Source organism: Rhodococcus sp. P4_B6 (assembly GCF_056402215.1).
In genome coordinates this window covers 1-18,226 of record NZ_JBFUHV010000086.1, presented here as the reverse complement: position 1 = coordinate 18,226, position 18,226 = coordinate 1, and the positions used below count along the sequence as shown (strand labels likewise).

General features: G+C 63.4%; 17 protein-coding genes. 11 read left to right on the top strand and 6 right to left on the bottom strand.

Features of this window, described 5'->3' with window-relative positions:
- The first annotated feature begins 5 nt into the window (after positions 1 to 5).
- A complete protein-coding gene (locus AC1DWT_RS30935; RefSeq protein ID WP_477923565.1) occupies positions 6 to 1,499 on the top strand; it encodes an aldehyde dehydrogenase family protein in 1,494 nt (497 codons plus the stop codon).
- A gap of 15 nt (positions 1,500 to 1,514) precedes the next feature.
- Here the strand turns inward: AC1DWT_RS30935 and AC1DWT_RS30930 are convergent, their stop codons facing one another.
- A complete protein-coding gene (locus tag AC1DWT_RS30930; protein WP_477923564.1) occupies positions 1,515 to 2,381 on the bottom strand; it encodes an alpha/beta fold hydrolase in 867 nt (288 codons plus the stop codon).
- Positions 2,382 to 2,711: 330 nt separating this feature from the next.
- Here AC1DWT_RS30930 and AC1DWT_RS30925 point away from each other — a divergent pair, with 330 nt between their 5' ends.
- Genes AC1DWT_RS30925 through AC1DWT_RS30910 form a run of 4 tightly spaced genes read left to right on the top strand, consistent with a single transcriptional unit; the run spans position 2,712 to position 6,956 of the window.
- Positions 2,712 to 3,143, top strand: coding sequence for an FAS1-like dehydratase domain-containing protein (locus AC1DWT_RS30925; protein WP_179377590.1), 432 nt, complete (start codon positions 2,712 to 2,714; stop codon positions 3,141 to 3,143).
- A complete protein-coding gene (locus AC1DWT_RS30920) occupies positions 3,140 to 3,541 on the top strand; it encodes a MaoC/PaaZ C-terminal domain-containing protein (RefSeq protein ID WP_095861947.1) in 402 nt (133 codons plus the stop codon). The genes AC1DWT_RS30925 and AC1DWT_RS30920 overlap by 4 nt, the downstream gene beginning before the upstream one ends.
- A gap of 59 nt (positions 3,542 to 3,600) precedes the next feature.
- The gene (locus AC1DWT_RS30915; protein WP_477923563.1) at positions 3,601 to 4,437 is read left to right on the top strand and encodes an SDR family oxidoreductase; all 837 of its coding nucleotides are present in this window, start codon (positions 3,601 to 3,603) and stop codon (positions 4,435 to 4,437) included.
- Between the two features lie 56 nt (positions 4,438 to 4,493).
- On the top strand, positions 4,494 to 6,956 hold the full coding sequence (locus AC1DWT_RS30910) for a CaiB/BaiF CoA-transferase family protein (protein WP_477923561.1): 2,463 nt from the start codon (positions 4,494 to 4,496) through the stop codon (positions 6,954 to 6,956).
- On the opposite strand, the gene AC1DWT_RS30905 is transcribed toward AC1DWT_RS30910, so the two are convergent.
- Positions 6,942 to 7,811 (bottom strand): TetR/AcrR family transcriptional regulator, encoded by an 870-nt coding sequence (locus AC1DWT_RS30905; protein ID WP_477923560.1) that lies wholly within the window; start codon positions 7,809 to 7,811, stop codon positions 6,942 to 6,944. The two genes, AC1DWT_RS30910 and AC1DWT_RS30905, sit on opposite strands and share 15 nt — an antisense overlap.
- Positions 7,812 to 7,838: 27 nt before the next feature.
- Here AC1DWT_RS30905 and AC1DWT_RS30900 point away from each other — a divergent pair, with 27 nt between their 5' ends.
- The 6 genes from AC1DWT_RS30900 to AC1DWT_RS30875 all read left to right on the top strand — a co-directional run bounded on the left by AC1DWT_RS30900 (position 7,839) and on the right by AC1DWT_RS30875 (position 13,070).
- Positions 7,839 to 8,963, top strand: a complete 1,125-nt coding sequence (locus AC1DWT_RS30900; protein WP_095861951.1) for an amidohydrolase family protein — start codon at positions 7,839 to 7,841, stop codon at positions 8,961 to 8,963.
- A gap of 4 nt (positions 8,964 to 8,967) precedes the next feature.
- Positions 8,968 to 10,179, top strand: a complete 1,212-nt coding sequence (locus AC1DWT_RS30895) for a thiolase C-terminal domain-containing protein (protein ID WP_095862674.1) — start codon at positions 8,968 to 8,970, stop codon at positions 10,177 to 10,179.
- Positions 10,176 to 10,619: a Zn-ribbon domain-containing OB-fold protein gene (locus tag AC1DWT_RS30890; RefSeq protein WP_095861952.1), complete on the top strand. Its 444-nt coding sequence runs from the start codon at positions 10,176 to 10,178 to the stop codon at positions 10,617 to 10,619. Before AC1DWT_RS30895 ends, AC1DWT_RS30890 begins: the two co-directional genes overlap by 4 nt.
- A 3-nt stretch (positions 10,620 to 10,622) precedes the next feature.
- A complete protein-coding gene (locus AC1DWT_RS30885) occupies positions 10,623 to 10,838 on the top strand; it encodes a hypothetical protein (RefSeq protein ID WP_095861953.1) in 216 nt (71 codons plus the stop codon).
- Between the two features lie 143 nt (positions 10,839 to 10,981).
- The gene (locus AC1DWT_RS30880) at positions 10,982 to 11,686 is read left to right on the top strand and encodes a PaaI family thioesterase (RefSeq protein WP_257015503.1); all 705 of its coding nucleotides are present in this window, start codon (positions 10,982 to 10,984) and stop codon (positions 11,684 to 11,686) included.
- Positions 11,687 to 11,834: 148 nt separating this feature from the next.
- A complete protein-coding gene (locus AC1DWT_RS30875; RefSeq protein WP_477923557.1) occupies positions 11,835 to 13,070 on the top strand; it encodes an NAD(P)/FAD-dependent oxidoreductase in 1,236 nt (411 codons plus the stop codon).
- 75 nt (positions 13,071 to 13,145) lie between these two features.
- On the opposite strand, the gene AC1DWT_RS30870 is transcribed toward AC1DWT_RS30875, so the two are convergent.
- From AC1DWT_RS30870 to AC1DWT_RS30855, 4 genes are all read right to left on the bottom strand, one after another.
- Positions 13,146 to 14,126 (bottom strand): ABC transporter ATP-binding protein, encoded by a 981-nt coding sequence (locus AC1DWT_RS30870; protein WP_095861955.1) that lies wholly within the window; start codon positions 14,124 to 14,126, stop codon positions 13,146 to 13,148.
- Entirely contained in the window at positions 14,116 to 15,171 is a 1,056-nt protein-coding gene (locus AC1DWT_RS30865; RefSeq protein ID WP_477923555.1) for an ABC transporter ATP-binding protein, read from the bottom strand. The genes AC1DWT_RS30870 and AC1DWT_RS30865 overlap by 11 nt, the downstream gene beginning before the upstream one ends.
- Positions 15,172 to 15,184: 13 nt before the next feature.
- The gene (locus tag AC1DWT_RS30860; protein ID WP_257015506.1) at positions 15,185 to 16,747 is read right to left on the bottom strand and encodes an ABC transporter substrate-binding protein; all 1,563 of its coding nucleotides are present in this window, start codon (positions 16,745 to 16,747) and stop codon (positions 15,185 to 15,187) included.
- A gap of 106 nt (positions 16,748 to 16,853) precedes the next feature.
- The coding region (locus AC1DWT_RS30855) for an ABC transporter substrate-binding protein (protein ID WP_477923552.1) at positions 16,854 to 18,226 on the bottom strand (1,373 nt) is incomplete at its 5' end.

Below are 18,226 nucleotides of genomic sequence, written 5' to 3'. Positions count from 1 at the left end.
CTGGTATGACGACCACAACAGAGATCGAAGACGTACTCACTCCGTCCGAGAGTCACGTCCGCAAGATGTACATCGGCGGCACCTGGGTCGACGCGGTGTCCGGTGAAACAATTGACACCGTCAATCCGGCAACGGGTGAAGTTCTCGCATCGGTGCCTCGAGGCCGAGCGGACGACGTGGACCGCGCCGTAGCTGCCGCACGCCGTGCGTTCGACGGTCCCTGGAGTCGGTTCAAACCTGTTCAGCGTCAACGTCTGTTGCTGGACCTGGCCGATCTGTTCGACAAGCACTGGGACGAACTCAGCTTGACCGACACCCTTGACATGGGCAAGCCGCTGATCCGGACTCGTGCCGAGAAGGCGCGTGTCACCGGCATGCTGCGGTACTACGCCGGCATGGCAATGAATTTGGACGGCCGCACGATCAAGAACTCGCAAACGGGTGATCTGCTGAGCTACACCAGCAAGGAACCCGTCGGTGTCGTCGGCGCCATCATCCCGTGGAACGCACCGGTCGCCGCGTCGATCTGGAAGATCGGGCCCGCGTTGGCCACCGGGTGCACCATCGTGCTCAAGCCTTCGGAAGAAGCGCCGTTGAGCCCGCTGCTGATTGCCGAGCTGATGGACCGCGCCGGGGTTCCCGAGGGTGTCGTCAACGTGGTCACGGGCAACGGAGTCGAAGCCGGTGCCGCACTCGCCGAGCACCCCGGGGTCGACAAGATCGCGTTCACCGGATCGACGCAAACCGGTCAGAGTATCGTGCGGGCGTCCGCGAACAACATCAAGCGGGTGTCGCTCGAGCTCGGCGGCAAGTCACCACTGATCGTGTGTGCGGACGCGGACCTCGACACCACCGTGCCTACCGTGGCCATGGCGGCGTTCGCCAACTCTGGTCAGATCTGCATCGCCGGCTCACGACTGCTTGTCGATCGTGCCATTCACGACGAATTCGTCGAGCGCCTCTCGGTCTTCGCAAGCGAGCTGCGGGTCGGACCGGGCATCGACCTCGAGACCGAGATCGGGCCGCTGGTGAGCAAGCGCCAGCTCGACAAGGTCGTCGGCTTCCTCGACGCGGGGGTGCAGCAGGGCGCCACCGTCCGAGCCGGGGGAAGCCGTCTCGATTCCGGAGCGCTCGCCGCCGGTAACTTCGTCGCTCCCACTGTTTTCGGTGACGCCGACGACTCCATGTCGATCGTGCAGGAGGAGATCTTCGGTCCTGTCATCTCCGCGCTGCCGTTCGACACCCTCGACGAGGCTGTCGAACGTGCGAACGCGACGCCGTACGGGCTCGCCGGCGGCGTCTTCACCCAGAATGTCGGCACCGCGCACCGACTTGCCGCTCGGGTTCGAGCGGGTTCGGTGTGGGTCAACACCTACCACCTCCTCGACCCAGCCGTTCCTTTCGGTGGCTCCAAGATGAGTGGATACGGCAGAGAGGGAGGCGCCGAGCACATGGACGAGTACCTCGCGACGAAGACGGTGTGGGTAAACCTCGACTGACGTACCCGGCGAGAGTCAGGGCCGGGGCTGGATCTCCGAGAGGAATTCGAGCAGTCCCTCGCTGAGGACGTCGTTGTCGTCGCCACTGACCATGTGCCCGGCACCACTGACATCCACATGACGCGAGCCGGGAATCAACTCGAGAAGTTCGCGTGCACCGTCGGGGCTGACGATGTCCGACTGTGCGCCGCGGATCAGCAAAGTCGGGACGGTGATCGTTCGTGCTGCCGCCCGCGCGCGGATCTCCCGTGTTGTGGCCGTGGCCAGTGTTTTCTTTCGATCGGAGAGGAGTTGAGGATCCCAGTGCCAGTACCAACGACCATCTCGCTCACGCAGATTCTTGCGCAGGCCGTCGGCACGCGGCGGTCGACGACGATGGGGGTTGTAGGCGACTACGGCAGCGAGGGCATCGTCGAGTGTGTCGAAGCCGGCGAGTCCGCGCTCCAAGAATCCGGTGATCTTCGCCAGCCCCTCCGGCTCTGCCTTCGGGACGACGTCGACAAGGACGAGCGCTCGACTCAGGCCAGGATGGTCGGCTTCCGCGATGAGCGCGGCCGTCCCGCCCATCGACGCACCCACGAGAACGGGCGCCTCGCCGATCACGCCGACGATCGAACCGAGGTCCCGGGCGTACGCCTCGGTGCTGTAGTCACGGTCGGATGCCCAATCGCTGTCGCCGTGCCCGCGGGCGTCCACGGCATAAGTGCGCCAACCGTGTTCGGCCAGACGGATGCCGGTGCGCTGCCACGAGTGCCTGGTCTGGCCGCCACCGTGCAAGAGCACGACGGACCCTCTCTCCGTGTGGGATTCCGGACGCCACAGATCGGCGGTGAGGGTGACTCCGTCACCCGGCAAGAGGGTCCTGCTGCTCGTGATCGGCATGTTGCGGAAAGGCTTTCGTTAGTGGGGGCCGCTCGGCCGGGTGGCATCGCCCGGTCACGTGGCCCGGGTGGTCAGGCTTGTGTCGAAGATATCAGTAGGGGCCGACATAGATAACTAATTGCACTAAGTGTTTGGGTATGTCATAGTGCGAGATGCGTAGCATTGCAGCACTGGAGAATTCAGAATCCAGGATCTGTCGAGGCCGAACGAGGCCGTCGGGGCGGAATTGCAGAGATTGGCGAGGGCCGGCGTGCAGCGCGTCCACCTGGTGACGCCGCGCAGTCAGGCCGCCGGCGCACTGCAGTACTAATTGCGAAGTGAGAAATGCACATGGTGAAGTTTCCCATCGAGTGGGGCAAGGTCAGGGAGTACGCCACCGCGACCGGTGCGGGTAGGCCGGCCTACCTGGACAATCCGGCGAGTGCGATACCGCCGACCTTTCTGGCAACCGTTGTGTACTGGAAAGCGATCGGCAACACCGTGCGCTCCGCAGAGGTCGCGGAAGCGTGTGCGACGGCGGGTGTCCCGTTCGACATAACAAGCCTGCTGTCGCTGGAGCAGGAGTACGTCTTCCACGGGCCGCCGCCGAGGGCGGGGGACACCCTGTTCACGTCCGAGCGGCTACACGACGTTCGGATCAAGCACGGCCGTAGCGGTCCCATGGTGATCGTTCGCTTCGTCGTGTCGTTCTGCGGCGACGACGACAAGGTTCGAGCCGAGTGCTGGTACACGTCAGCCTACGTGCAGAAGGGGAAGTCATGACGGAGTTTACTCTGGGACAGAAGCTTCCGGATCGAGTTTTCGGTCCTGTCACGATGACCGACATCGTGCGCTATCAAGGGGCCAGCGGTGACATGAACCCGATGCATCACGACGACGAACTTGCCCGATCGGCGGGGTTTCCGGCCGCGTTCAGTGTGGGGATGTTGGGTGCGGGCTGGCTGGCGGGATATTGCACGGAGCACTTCGGGGAGGACACGGTCCGGCGATTCCGGACGCGTTTCACAAACGTCGTGTACCGCGGTGACGAGTTGGTCGCCTCTGCGGCAGTGGCGCGACTCTTCGAACGCGACGGCGAGGAACTCGTCGAGTTGGCGATCGCATTGCGGAAGAACGACGGTTCGGTGGTCGTCGAAGGGGCGGCCGAGTTCGTCGTGTGAAGTTCGAAACTCGGTCGGTAGAACGCTGATCGAGTTCAGTGAAGGTGAATGGAGGAACCATGAGGACTGGAGTCAGCGAGCGTCCCGACCTGCCCATCGCGTTGGTGATCGGCGGCGGCGGAATGGGTATGTCGACTGCGCGTCGCTTGGGTCAGTCGCACCGAATCGTCCTGGCGAGCCTGTCGGCGGACAAGAATCCGAACCGGGAGGCGGTGCTCCGCGAGGACGGCATCGACGTGACGGCGACGCAGTGTGACATCACCGATCCCGAATCGGTCACAGAACTCGGAAAATTCGTCGCGAAGCAGGGGCAACTACGTACCCTCGCGCACGTGGCGGCACTGTCGCCGTCCGTCGGGGATTGGCGCACGCTGCTGACGGTGAACCTCATCGGGGCAACGCTCATCGAACGCAAGTGCCTGGAGCTGGCGAGGCAGAGCACCGCTGCGATCTTCGTGTCCTCGCTTGCCGCTCATCGATCCGATCCGCCGACCGACGAGATCATCTCGGTCCTGGACGATCCGCTGGCCCCGGACTTCTTCGACCGACTGGAAGCCCTGGTACCGGAGAAGCAGCCCGTTCAGGCGTACCGGCTGTCGAAGTTCGCGATCAACCRCATGTGCAGGCGCCGCGCGACCGCATGGGGCGCCAAGGGTGCACGCATCGTGTCGATGTCACCGGGACTGATCGCCACTCCCATGGGCGCCAGGGAATTCTCCGGCCAAAGTGGCAAACTCAAGCTCGAATTGCTCCGGAACACGCCCCTCGAGCGTGAGGGCACGATGGTCGAAACCGCTGACGCGATCGAGTTTCTCGCGTCGGACCGCGCATCCTTCATCACCGGCACGGATCTGCTGGTGGACGGGGGAACCCTGTCGGCGGTCCGGGCCGGCTGAACGAGCCTCGGTGGCCGCCGCTTCTGTCCAATAACGAAACAGCACAAAGGTGAATCATGACCGACTCAACTGACAGCACCAGACCTGCACCCCTTGCCGGCCTGGTCGTGGTCGATCTCTCCACGACGTTGGCCGGAGCCCAGGCCACCCAGTTCCTGGCGGACTCCGGTGCAGACGTCATTCTGGTGGAGGCGCCCGAGGGAAGCCCGTTGCGGCAGGAGTCCGGTTGGCCGGGCCTGCTTCGGTCTCGGCGCAGCATCAGTCTCGACCTGGACGCCGACGCGGATCTCGATGTGCTGGACGGTCTGTTGAGCCGGGCCGACGTCCTCGTCACCACGATGCGGCCCGCGGAGTTGGAGCGCCGCGGATTCACCGCGGAGTCGTTGTCCGCGCGGTACCCGCGCCTGGTCGCGGCAACGATCACGGGGTGGGGAACCCAGGGACCCTGGTCCAACTACAAGAGCTACGAAGCATTGGTCATGGCCAAGTGCGGAATCTTCCACTCCAAGCGGCAACTCGCTCCGGGGCCCGATCCCACCTACGTTTCGGTGCCGTACGCGTCTTTCGGTGCAGCGCATTCCGCCGTGCAGGGAATCCTGGCGGCCCTGATCGAGCGTGAACAGAGCGGCCTGGGTCAGGTGGTCGAATCCAATCTGGTGACGGGTGTCGGTGCCTACGATCCGTACAACTGGTTCTACGAGATGATTCTTCACCGCTACCCGGACGCTTTCGAATCCCAGGTTGCGGCATTCGACGATCAGGGTCGCCCCCAGTCCCGTTTGATGTTCGCACTACTCGTGGCCACGACGAAGGACGGGACGTGGTTGCAGTTCTCGCAGAGCGCACCGCGGCTGCTGCAAGCGTGGGTGGAAGAACTCGGCATGGCGGAGGAGCTGACCGATCCCAAATGGGCGGGGTTCCCGGTGCTTCCCGATGCGGATCTGCGCTTCGAGTGGTGGAACAAGATGATTTCGAAGGTCGGGGAACGGACTCTGGCCGAGTGGGAAAGTACGTTCGAGCGTAACCCCAATGTGGCAGCCGAGCAGTTCCGTAGCCCCGACGAGGCGCTCGATCATCCACAGCTGGTTCACGAGCGACGAGTCGTCACCGTCGACGATCCCAACCTAGGACCTGTGCGTCAGCCCTCAACTCTCGTGCATGCGGGCGGTAACCCGCTGACCGACGTGCGGCCCGCTCCCCGCATCGGTGAGCATTCCGATGAGCTGCGAGCATTCGCGAGCTCGGCCCCTCCTGAGACGACTCCGGTCGATGGGAACGCGGACGGTGTCAAGAAGTACCCGCTCGAGGGGGTGACGGTACTCGAGCTCGGAGCGATGTATGCCGGTCCCTACGGTGCAACCTTGCTCACGGACCTCGGTGCACGAGTGATCAAGATCGAACCCCTCGGCGGAGATCTGATCCGAGGGATCATGGCCTATCCCGAGGCCGGCGGCGCGAAGGTGCTGCAAGGCAAGGAGAGTATCGCCATTGACCTCGGCACCGAAGAGGGCCGAGATGTGCTTCACCGCCTTGTGAAACAGTGCGATGCGGTACTCCAGTGCTTCCGCGCCGGCGCATCCAGGAGGATCGGCTTCGACGAGGCGTCCTTGCGGAAGATCAATCCAGATCTGGTGTACCTCAACGCGGTCGGCTACGGCGTCGACGGACCCTACGCTTCCCGACCGGCCTACGCGCCTTCGATGGGTGCGGCGTCAGGTGTGTCGGTCACCGATTCGCCGTTGGTCAGACAGGGGCCGGAGGATCGTGAGGAGCTCCTGACCGGTGCTCGCAGTCTCTACGCCGGGGGAACGGTTCCGGCGGTGCAAGCCGATGGTGTCGCTGCTCTGGGCGCGGGATCCGCCTTGCTGTTGGGCATCTACGCGAAGCGACGCGGGATCGTGCTCGCCGACCTCGTCACGACGATGTTGGCGAGTTGCACGCAGATCCTGATCTCGCGGAACACCAGCTATGCGGGCCGCCAGGCGGTAACGCGTGTCGACGACGAGTTCCGTGGGCTCGGCCCGCTCTACCGCATGTACCGGGCCGCCGATGGCTGGGTCTTCCTGGCAGCACCTGAACCAGACGAGTGGGCCCCGCTCGTCCGCGCACTCAGCGAGTACGACGAGATCAGAGACGAGAGGTTCGCAGATCCCGAGTCCCGGAGGGTGAACAGCGCAGCGCTGGTGGCCGCGCTGAGCAGTATTTTCGGCACGCGGAAGAAGGACCAGTGGGAGTCACTTCTGACGGCGCAGGATGTGGGCTGTGTTGCCGTCGCGCAGGAAACGGCGGAATGGTGCATGCAGACGGACGAGTTCCACAATGCCGGGTACACGGCCACCGCTGTCAGCCCTGTGTTCGACGAGCATCGGCGGCTCGCGCCGCTCAACAGCTTCTCTCGGTCCGATGTCAAGGCCGACGCGGGTTGCACTCTCGGCGAGCACACCGATGCCCTGCTGAGCGAGATCGGCTATGGCGCTGCGCAGATCGCGGAGCTCAGGGACAAGTCAATCGCGGGCTGATTGCTTCGAACGGCGGTGGGTGCGGGGGACGGTCGCGTCGGTCTTCAGGAGACTGGACGTTGTCGCCGAGACCGGCGCGGTCAGCATCCCCACCCACCCGTCCACGTAGCTGCTCAGCCTCGCCTCGCTGATGTGATGCTGTCGACGTGCGTGATCGCCGAGCATGTGCAGCACACTGTTGTACAGCTGGACTTCGCGACCGCGTCGAACTCGATCAGGCATGTCGGCAACCACTTCGAGCGGTATCTGATTGAGGACGTCGACAGTTGTATCCTCGAGCTGCCTGGGCCAGTACTCGCCATGCGAGCGAGGGTTCTCGTTCAGTTTGGCGAGGAAGGGCACAAACATCTCGCCGGACTCGATGCTTTCCACCAGTGGGCGCACTATGAGCCACACCGCAGTCCGGGGGTCACTGATGTTGTTCGCGGCACGAGCCTCCTCCAGCAACTCGGTTCGCCGTGCGTCGATGGTCTTGTACCGAAAAGCGATCAGTGCGCGAACGAGCCCGGCTTTCGATCCGAAGTGGTAGGCGATGACCGACGAGTTCGACTGACCAGCTTGAATCTGGATCTCCCGCAACGTGACTCCCTCCACACCATGCCACGCGAACAGGCGCTCGGCCGACGTCATCAGCAGTTCACGAGTTGCTTCACCTGTCGTGTGCCTGCGCCTGGTGCTGGTGGAATCATTCTCGGGTGGCATGGTCTGGCCTCTCCGCTGGTCGGTTGTGCAAGGTTCGTCGACGTGATCGCTCCACGATTCTCCCTCGATGCAAAGATAATAGACAAGTCTTAGAAAGTATGGACACCTCGCTAACTTAGTGAGATACTCGGTTGACCCCAACGCCGCGTGCATGCGGCCTGATGTTCGGAGGATTGCGCAATGCAGAAGATCTGGACCAACTCCGGCGATTCGCACTTTCTCGAGCCGGGCGATCTGTGGACGACCCGGTTGCCGAAGGCGCTCGCGGACCTGACGCCGATTTCCGAGAAGGATCCGGACGGCGAGTACGAAACCGTGCATGTCGACGGTCAGACCTTCCGCCGCAAACTGCCGACCTCGGCGGCTGTCGAGTTCCTGGAGGAGACCCGGAAAGCGGTCGGCATCCGGGATGCGAAGGCTCGCCTCACCGACCTGGACCACGAAGGGGTGTGGGCCGAGGTCATCTTCCCGTCGCTGGGGATGTGGTCCTCGACGTTCCGTACGCCCGAGTTGCTCAAGGCGTGCATGCGGGCAAGCAATGAGTGGGCGTTGGAAGATCTTGTGTCCGTCTCGGATCGCTACGTGGTGACTGCACAGGTTTCGACGCTGGTCGTCGAGGACGCGGTTTCCGAACTCGAGTGGGCAGCCGAGAACGGTTTCCATGCGGTCTTCCTGCCGACCACGCCGCACCCGAGTGCACCGGATTGGCACCGCCCTGAATGGGAACCGTTCTGGGACGCTGCGGAACGCGCTCGAATGGTTCTCGCCTTCCACATCGGCACGGATCCGGTGGATGTCACGTCCGGCGGTGCCGGCGTGGTGTACCGCGGACCCGGCGGTGCCGTGATGAACTACGCCGAGACGACCTTCTCCGGCCAGCGGGCCGCGATGAAACTGGTCGCGTCCGGTGCCCTCGATCGGCATCCCGACCTGCGGGTGCTGATCTCCGAGGGCGGTGCCACCTGGATTCCGTTCCTGGGAGATCGCATGCTCGAGGGGTACCGCCAGCACAGTAGGGTCGTGCGCCCGAAGCTCGAGCGCGATCCGAAGGAAACCCTGATGGCGCAGGTGTACGCATCCTTCCAGCACGACGAGACGGCAGTCGCTGCGCATGACGCCATGGGCTACAAGAATGTGATGTTCGGTTCCGACTACCCCCACATGGAGGGAACCTTCGGGCATACGCAGGACACCCTCAAGCAGTTGTTCGACGGCGTCTCCGACGAGACCCGCTTGCGGATAACCCAGGGTGCGTTCTACGAGCTGTTCCCGCACGTTCCGGCTGCTCCCAGCAGTGGGGTATGACGGCATGCTGAAAGATTCGGGAAGCCGTGACGTCGCGATCGTCGGTGTCGGAGCGACGCCCTACTACCGCAGGGGTGAATCCGCAGGCAAGAGCATCACTCAGCTTGCCGGCGAGGCCATTCTGGCAGCATGTGACGATGCCGGAATCTCAGTCAAGGAGATCGACGGCTTCGCGTACTACTCGGGAGCCGGCGCCGGTTACGGCGACAAGATGGAGACTGTGGACTTCATGGAGACCTTGGGAATCCCCGAGGTTCGGTTCACGGCAACACTCACCGGTGGTGGCGGTGGCTCGGCCGGAGCGATCGGCCTTGCCCGTGCTGCGATTGTGGCCGGAGACGCGTCCGTCGTGGTGACGGTCATGGCGTTGCAGCAGCAACAACAGCGGCTCGGAACCGTGATCTCGGCCAAACCGCCCACTCCGCTCGGTTCGTTCGTGCAGCCGTCCGGACTGGCGGGTCCGGGACACCTGATGTCGGTGCTGGCGCGTCGTCACATGTACGAGTACGGCACCACCCGTGAAGCTTTCGCCGAGGTCGCGATCTCGACGCGCAACAACGCATTGAACAGGCCCAAGGCCATTCAGAAGGCGCCCCTCACCCGCGAGGAGTACTTCAACGGGAGAATGATCGCGGAGCCGCTCTGCGTGTACGACTTCTGTCTGGAGACGGAGGGTGCGATCGCGATCATCACGACGTCCGCGGAACGCTCCCGTGACATGAAGCAGAAGCCGGTCCCAGTGGTGTCGGCCGCTCACGGTGGATCACGGGACTGGGGCCGTGGATTCACCTGGTACGGCATGCCGGCGGACACGTTCACATCTTCCGGTCACAAGTCGGTGGCCGACCGCCTGTACAAGCAGGCCGGGCTCACCGCGCAGGACATCGACGTTGCCCTGATCTACGACCATTTCACCCCGATGGTCGTGATGCAGCTCGAGGATTACGGCTTCTGTGAGAAGGGCGAGGGTGGACCCTTCGTGGAGAGTGGTGCTATCCGCTACTCGCGTCAGAAGAAGAAGGGGGCCGTCGCCGTCAATCCCCATGGCGGACAACTGTCCGAGGCGTACATCATCGGAATGACCCACATTCTGGAGGGAGTCGAGCAAATGCGCGGGACTGCGATCAATCAGGTTGACGATGCCGACTACGCGTTGGTCACCGGGGGGCCCGCGGCTCTGCCGATCAGCGGCCTCATCCTGGGGCGTGACCGATGACCGAATCACGCCTCGCCTCGGTGCTTCCAACCGAAAGGGTAAGAATCGCCACCGATGCCTCGACCGAGCCGTTCTGGCAGGCTGCGAAGCAGCGTCGGTTGGTGGCGCCCAAGTGTAGTGACTGCGGGACCTTTCGACTGCCTCCGACGCCGTTTTGCCCGGAGTGCCAGTCGACGTCGATGGACTGGGTGGATCTGTCCGGCCGCGCGACCGTCTATAGTTTCGCGGTCGTGCACAAGTTTCCCGGGCAACCGAACCTGACCCTGGTGCCGGCTGTCGTCGAGCTGCCCGATGCCCCGGGGACGCGGCTTGTCACGAACATCGTCGACATCGCACCCGAGAAAGTGCAGATCGGCATGAGTCTGACGGTCGACTTCCATCCCATTTCGGATGGTTGGCAGTTGCCCGTCTTCCGCGTTGATTCCGAAAGCGAGGTCTGACACATGGACGGCGACTACGAGAGCGCACTCGAGGAAAAGCCACTCGAGTTCATGACGAGCATCGCGAACACTGGTGGATCCTGCGATGGCCAGGGGATTATTCCCGACGGGGATCACTACACGTGCTGGTGTTCGTGCGGTGGGTGGAACGTCGAGGCGCCTGACCAGCATGAAGGTCTGCGTCTCGCGCGGCTTCACACGGGCAGCATCGCGGAATGACAGCGACCGGCGTGGCCTGTTCGTCTTCGTCCTGAACTCGACTCGACCGGAGGGCAGCGTCGTCACAACGCCGCTCTCCCGTGTGCTGGGACCCTGTTCCGCGCACACGGGCGAGCGGCCTGGGTTGGGAAAGGGAGTACGGGATGGCACTGCAGGAGTACGCGCGGGATGTCGGTGAGATGAGCACAACGATGCGCGATGACAATGCGAGGCTCGGAATCGACATGCCCGAACTGGACCATGTTCCGGTGCCCGACTCATGGGCAGCGCTGGTGAAGCCGGGCGATGAGAACGACACTGCTTACGGTGAAATGGTCGCGCGATTGCGCGACTTCTTGGACTACGTCACTGCCGCAAGGCCGGACCCCGACACTGTGGCCGCACTGCGCGACGATCTGGAACGGTGGGGCCAGCGGCTCGCACCGATTGCCGTTCCGGAGCGGGATCAGGTGTTCGGTCACCTCCGGGATCTGCAGGGGCGAGGCCAGACGATGTCGCCGACCTTTGTCGTCAGGGAGGCCGACCGCAACAATGTTCGGGGCACGGTCCGATTCGGCCGCTACTTTCTGGGCGGCAACGGGGCGGTACACGGTGGTGCGATCCCGCTGTTCTTCGACGAGGTCCTGGGTCGGTTGGCGAACTCGGCAGGCCGACGACACTCCCGGACCGCTTACCTGCACACCGACTACCGGTCGGTCACCCCGGTCGGTGCCGAACTCACCGTGCATGGATGGTTCGTCAGTGAGGAAGGGCGCAAGCGAGTTCTGCGTGCCGAACTGCGTGACGGAGACGTGGTGTGCGCGGAGGCGGAGGGGCTGTTCGTCAGGCTCAATCCCGGCCAGCCGTAGGACATTCAAGACTCGTCGGCCGGCGTCCGCGAATTCGCAGCGAGTGTGGATGGTGAAAGAGCCTCCGCTGCGTCGGCTCTAATTGTTTGTAACGTTTGGTCTAATTTATCTGGTGATACACGCCAAGAGAGTTGATTGGGAGTCACGCATGGGGAATGGCGACATTACATCGGGCGTCGGCACTCGCATGACGTCCCCGGATGCGGTGTTGGTGGTGGGCGCGTCAGCGGCAGGCCTCTCTACCGCGGAAGCGCTGCGGCGCAGGAATTACACGGGAAGAATCACCGTCCTGGGGGACGAGGTGCATGCGCCCTATGATCGTCCGCCCCTGTCCAAGCAGGTCCTCTCGGGGGCCTGGGAATCCGGCCGCGCAGCGTTGCGTACGGATGAAGCCTTGAGTTCCCTGGATGCTGACTTCATCCTTGGTGACTCGGCGGTCGGACTGGACCCGGCTACCCGGACGGTGCGAACGGCAGCGGGCCGAGACTTGCAGGCGGATGCGATCGTCATCGCGACGGGAGTGCGTCCCCGAGTCTTGCCGGGGACGGAGTGGCTGGGCGGGGTACATGTGCTGCGCTCGCTCGAAGATACAATCGCGTTGCGCTCCGACCTGTTGACGGCTACTCGGCTGGTCGTCGTCGGCGAAGGGGTTCTCGGGTCCGAAATCGCTGCAACAGCACGGGCACTGGGCGTCGACGTGACAATGACCGGCCCGCAGCCGGCGCCGATGGCGTTGCAGGTCGGTCCGATGGTGTCGGAACTGCTTGCGGAATTGCACCAGGACAATGGAGTCCGACTACGACTGGGCGTCAGCGTCGTCGGACTGACGGAAGCAGGCGGACGTGTCACCGGCGTCCGACTGGCGACGGACGAGGTTCTGCCAGCCGATGTGGTTGTGGTGGCGATCGGTGCGATCCCGACGACGGACTGGCTGACCGACAGTGGTTTGCGGCTGGACAACGGCGTGGTGTGCGACTCTCGTTGCCGAGCGGCAGACGGCATCTACGCCGTCGGTGACGTGGCCCGATGGCATCATGAGCAGCTCGGTGGACTTGTCCGCCTGGAGAACCGAACCAATGCCACTGAACAGGGCTTCGCAGTTGCCGGTGCCATCGTCGGCGAAGACGAACCCTACGTGCCCGTGCCGTACTTCTGGTCTGATCAGTTCGACGTGAAGATTCAGGTACACGGCGCACTCCCTGCAGATGCCGAGGTGGACATCGTCGACGGCGATCTGTCGGCTCGCCGGTTTGTCGCTCGGTATCGCAAGGAGGGGATTGTCACCGGCATCCTGGGCTGGAACATGCCGAAGCAATCTCGTCTGCGCCGACAAGAAGTGGTCGATGACCTGGCTGCCGCCGTCCGCGTCGCGTCGATGACCTGATCTCCGATCGTGGTGATGAATCCCCAGTGCAGCAACTTCGTTGCGGCACTGGGGATTCTCGGTCTCGGGATCGGTCTAACGCGATGGGAAGTGGCAGGCCGCGTACTGCCCGGGACGAACCTCGCTCATCACGGGTTCCTCCTCGGCGCACTTTGCCTGTGCAGAGGGGCAGCGTGACCTGAATCGGCAACCGGCCGGCGGGCGCAGGGGAGACGGGATGTCGCCTTGGAGGGCGGGACCGGCAAATCCCTTGTCAGGATCGGTCAACGGCACGGAATCGAGCAGTGCTCGGGTATAGGGGTGTGCCGGCTTTTCGTAAACCTCGACGGCGTCACCGAATTCGCAGACCTTACCGAGATACATCACCAGTACGTTGTCGCTGACCGCTCGTACCACGCCCAGATCGTGGGCGATGAAGATGATCGTCAGATCGAACTCCTTCTTGAGATCTTCGAGGAGGTTCAGAATCTGAGCTTGCACCGACACGTCCAGGGCCGAGACCGGCTCGTCGCAAATCAGTAGGCGAGGATTGAGCGCGAGGGCCCGGCCGATGGCCAAGCGTTGGGCCTGCCCACCACTCAGTTGACGTGGCAGCATCGAGGAGAAGCGCTCGCTGGGTAAGCCCACCTGCTCGAGCACCGTCTGCGATGCCTCGGACTGGTCCTCGGCGGACGCACCCGCGATCGCGAGGCCCTCGGTGACGATGTCCTTGACAGCTCGACGTGGATTGAGCGATGCAACAGGATCCTGGAAGATCATCTGCATCTCCCGGCGCAGATCGCGCATACGCTTCTCGGGCAGTTCTTCGATCCATGTGTCGTCGTAGCGGATTCGTCCACCCGCTATGGGATCGAGGCGAAGTACGGCCCGGCCTGTCGTGGATTTGCCACACCCGGATTCGCCGACGATGCCGAGTGTCTCGCCCTTCTTGACGTCGAAGCTGATACCCGCGACCGCTTTGAACGATCCGCCTTTCGTTCTGTATTCGACCGCAAGGTCCTGAACACTGAGAAGAGTGTCTTCTCCGCGCAGATGCGCGGTTCCGCTACCGGCCACGGGGTGTACCTCCGACTGCTGAAAGAGATTGTGTTGATGCTGGATTCATGCAGGCGAACTGATGGTCCCTACCGACAGAGGTCATTGTCGGGCCCAGTTCCGTACATTCCGTGTCCGCCGCCTCGCAACGGGGCGCGAACCGACACCCTGCCGGTGGATGGGTGGGGGACGGCAGTGAACCCGCAATCAAGTTCAACGGTGCATGGCGTTCGTGCTCGATCGTCGGCGTTGCACCGAGCAGTGCATGGGTGTACCGATGGCGGGGCGYGTTGAACACCTCCCTCGTCGATCCGACCTCGGCCAGTTTGCCTGCATACATGACCGCGACGCGGTCGGTGCGTCCGGCAACCACTGCAAGGTCGTGGCTGATGAGCATCAGCGACATCCCACGCTCGGTTTGCACCTTCCTCAAGAGATCCAGGATCTGCCGCTGGATCGTCACGTCGAGTGCGGTGGTCGGCTCGTCGGCGATGAGCAGGTCAGGCTCACATGCAAGTGCAATCGCAATCATCACGCGTTGGCGCATGCCGCCGGAGAGTTCGTGCGGATAGTTGCGCAGTCGTTGCTCGGGATCGGGAACTCCCACTTCTTGGAGGAGGGTGAGCGCGCGACCGTGCGCTTCGGAACGCGAAACACCGAGATGTCGCCGAATTCCCTCGGTGAGTTGGCGTTCGATACGGACCACGGGATTGAGAGAACGACCGGGGTCCTGAAACACCATCGCAATCTGCTTCCCCCAAACCTCCTCCCTGTCTTTCTGGCTGAGTGTCAGGAGGTTGCGTCCCTGGAAGTACACCTCGCCGGTCAGGGAAGCCTGACTTGGCATCAATCCCATGATGGCGCGCGCCATCACAGACTTTCCCGAGCCGGACTCGCCCACGAGTCCGAATGCCTCGGACGGCGCCACGTCGAAGGACACTCCGTCAACCGCCTGTACGACGCCGCGAGGCGAACCGATGTACGTATGAAGGTTGCGCACCTGAAGGACCGGGGTATCAACCATGTTCTCGCTGCCTTTCGGTGGGCAGAGCTGAGGAGCACTCATTGTCGTCTCCTTGTCACTTCTGGATCCAGAGCGTCTCGGGTAGTACCGACCCCATTCCGTACTGCACGACTCCACCGACGTTGCCGTTGGCCATGACACCCGGTGCAGCACGGGTGTAGAAGATGAGCGGGTTCAACTCGGCAAGACGCTGCTGGACCACCTCGTACGCAGCCACGCGCTCCGACTCGTCCTGGGAGGACAGGCCCTTGTCGAGTGCCTCGTCCAGTTGGGGATCGGCGATGCCGCTGTAGTTTCCGCTGGAGGAGCTGTGGAGACCGAACCACAGGCGCGGCTCGGGATCACTGAACATCAGGCCCGCAACCAGGGCGTCATAGTCCTTCCGCGCCATGATCTGGCCCAGCTGGGCCAGATCGATCGTCCGCACGTTGACCTTGATGTTGTTCAAAGTGCTCAGCTGAGTCTGAATCGCCTCGCCCAGAGCCCTGTTCGACGGATACAGCGAGATCGTGAATTCCAGCGGCTTGCCCTCTGCTGCCAGCTCGTCGAGGAGGCGCTGCGCCTCGGCCCGATCCTGCTCGGCGAGCGGGATGTCCTTGTAGAACGGCGAGGACTCGTCGAACAGGGTACGCGGCAACTCCGCCGTGCCCTCGAACACCGCATTGTTGATGCCGTCGAGATCGAGTGCGAGCGCGAACGCCTTGCGGGCCCGCACGTCGTCGAACGGCGCCTTGGTGGTGTTCAAGGCCAGATCCGTACCGCCGCCGAGCGGAACGACCGCGTTCTGCAGGCCGGCGTCCCTCGCCTTGGCGATGTTCGACCAGATGCCTTCGAGGGCGAGATCGGCTCCACCGCTGACGAGTGTGTTGTACCGCTGATCGGCATCGCCGATTGCGCGGATCTCGAGCTTGTCCAGATACGGGAGTGGTGCGTCGTAATACTTGACGTTGCGGGTCAGCTTGATGACGTCCTGGCGAGACCACTGCTCGAGCGTGTACGGTCCCGCACCGATCGGATTGGAGTCGATGGCCTGCTGGCCGGCCCGCAACGAGGCCGGGGAGGCGATCCAGTTCATCGACGTTTCCACGATGGCGTTGGCGAAGTTCGGGACCGGTTCGACCAGGGTCACCTCGAGGGTGCGGTCGTCGACGACGCGGCTGCTCTCGATCAGCTTCGCCTGCGGTATGTCCGGTGAGGCGGTGGCGGGGTCCTTGACGTGCTCCCAGCCGAACTTGACGGCTGCGGCGTCGAACGGGCTGCCGTCGGAGAACTGGACGCCGTCACGGAGGGTGAGGGTGAAGGTCTTGCCCGCGTCGGCGGTTGTGAGGCTCTCCGCCAGTTTGAAGTCGATCTCTCCGGTTTCGAGATCGTTGGTCATCAGGGTGCCGTAGAGGGCATTGCCCAGAACTGGGGAGTTCGCCCACCAGTTCGTGATCTGTGCGGGGTCGAGGGTGCGCGGCTCCCACTGCTCGATGATCCGGCCGGTTCCGCCGGTGACCGGGTCACCGGCGGGGCCGCCGGCAGTTGCCGAGTCGGTTGAGTTTCCGCTGCTACACGCGCTGAGCATGAGCATGGCGGCGGCAGCGCCGGCCAGGAGCGCACGTCTTTTCGAGATCACGGGGGACCTTTCATGGGCTGAGAGGGTGAAAGAACCTGACACAGAGGGGTATCGGTCAGATCAGTCCAGCACGGTGCGGCCGAACCGCATCCGAAGGAATGGGGGGTCAATCATGGGTGTGGATCCAGAGCACCTCGGGAAGTACCGACCCCATCCCGTACTGCTGAATTCCACCGACATTGCCGTTGGCGACGACCCCGGGCGCAGAACGGACATAGAAGATGACGGGATTCAGTTCGACAAGACGCTGTTGGACAACCTCATACGCCGCCGCCCGTTCCGAATCGTCCTGGGAAACCCGTGCGTCGTCCAGTGCTGCATCCATCTGCGCATCCTTGACGCCGCTGTAGTTTCCTGCGGAGGCACCGTGAAGACCGAACCACAGGCGTGGTTCGGGATCTCCGAAAACGACAGCGTTCGTGATCACGTCGTAGTCCATCTGGCCGAGGATTTGACCTACCTGGGCGAAGTCGATGGTGCGCATGTTGACCTTGATATTGTTCAACGTACTGAGCTGCGTCTGTATCGCCTCACCCAAAGCCTTGCCCGACGGGTACAGCGACATCGTGAATTCCAGCGGCTTGCCCTCTGCGGCGAGCTCGTCGAGGAGGCGCTGTGCCTCTGCTCGGTCCTCGTCGGCGAGCGGGATGTTCTTGTAGAACGGCGAGGACTCGTCGAACAGGGTGTGCGGCAGCTTGGCGGTGCCGTCGTAGACCGCGTTGTTGATGCCGTCGAGATCGAGCGCGATCGCGAAGGCCTTGCGGGCCCGCGGGTCGTCGAACGGTGCCTTCGTGCTGTTCAGTACCAAAGTGGTGCCGCCGCCGGTCGGAACGACCGCGTTCTGCAGTCCGGCGTTCTTCGCCTTGTCGATGTTCGACCAGTTGCCTTCGAGGGTGAGGTCGGCGCCGCCGCTGACGAGGGTGTTGTATCGCTGATCGGCGTCGCCGATGGCACGGATCTCGAGCTTGTCCAGATACGGGCGCGGCGCGTCGTAATAGTTGTCGTTGCGGGTGAGCTTGATGACGTCCTGACGTGACCACTGCTCCAACGTGAACGGCCCGGCACCGATCGGATTGGTGTCGATGGCCTGCTGGCCGGCCTGCAACGAGGCCGGGGAGGCAATCCAGTTCATCGACGTCTGCAAGATGGCGTTGGCGAAGTTCGGGACCGGTTCGACCAACGCCACCTCGAGTGTGCGGTCGTCGAGGACGCGACTGCTGTCGATCAAGGACGCCTGCGGGATGTCAGGCGAGGCGGTTGCCGGGTTCTTGATGTGGTCCCAGCCGAACTTCACCGCTTCGGCGTCGAACGGGCTGCCGTCGGAGAACTGGACACCGTCGCGCAGTGTGAGGGTGAAGGTCTTGCCCGCGTCGGCGGACGAGAAGTCCTCCGCCAGCTTGAAGTCGATGCCACCGGTTTCCGGATTGTCGATCATCAAGGTGCCGTAGAGCGCGTTGCCCAGCACCGGGGAGTTGAGTT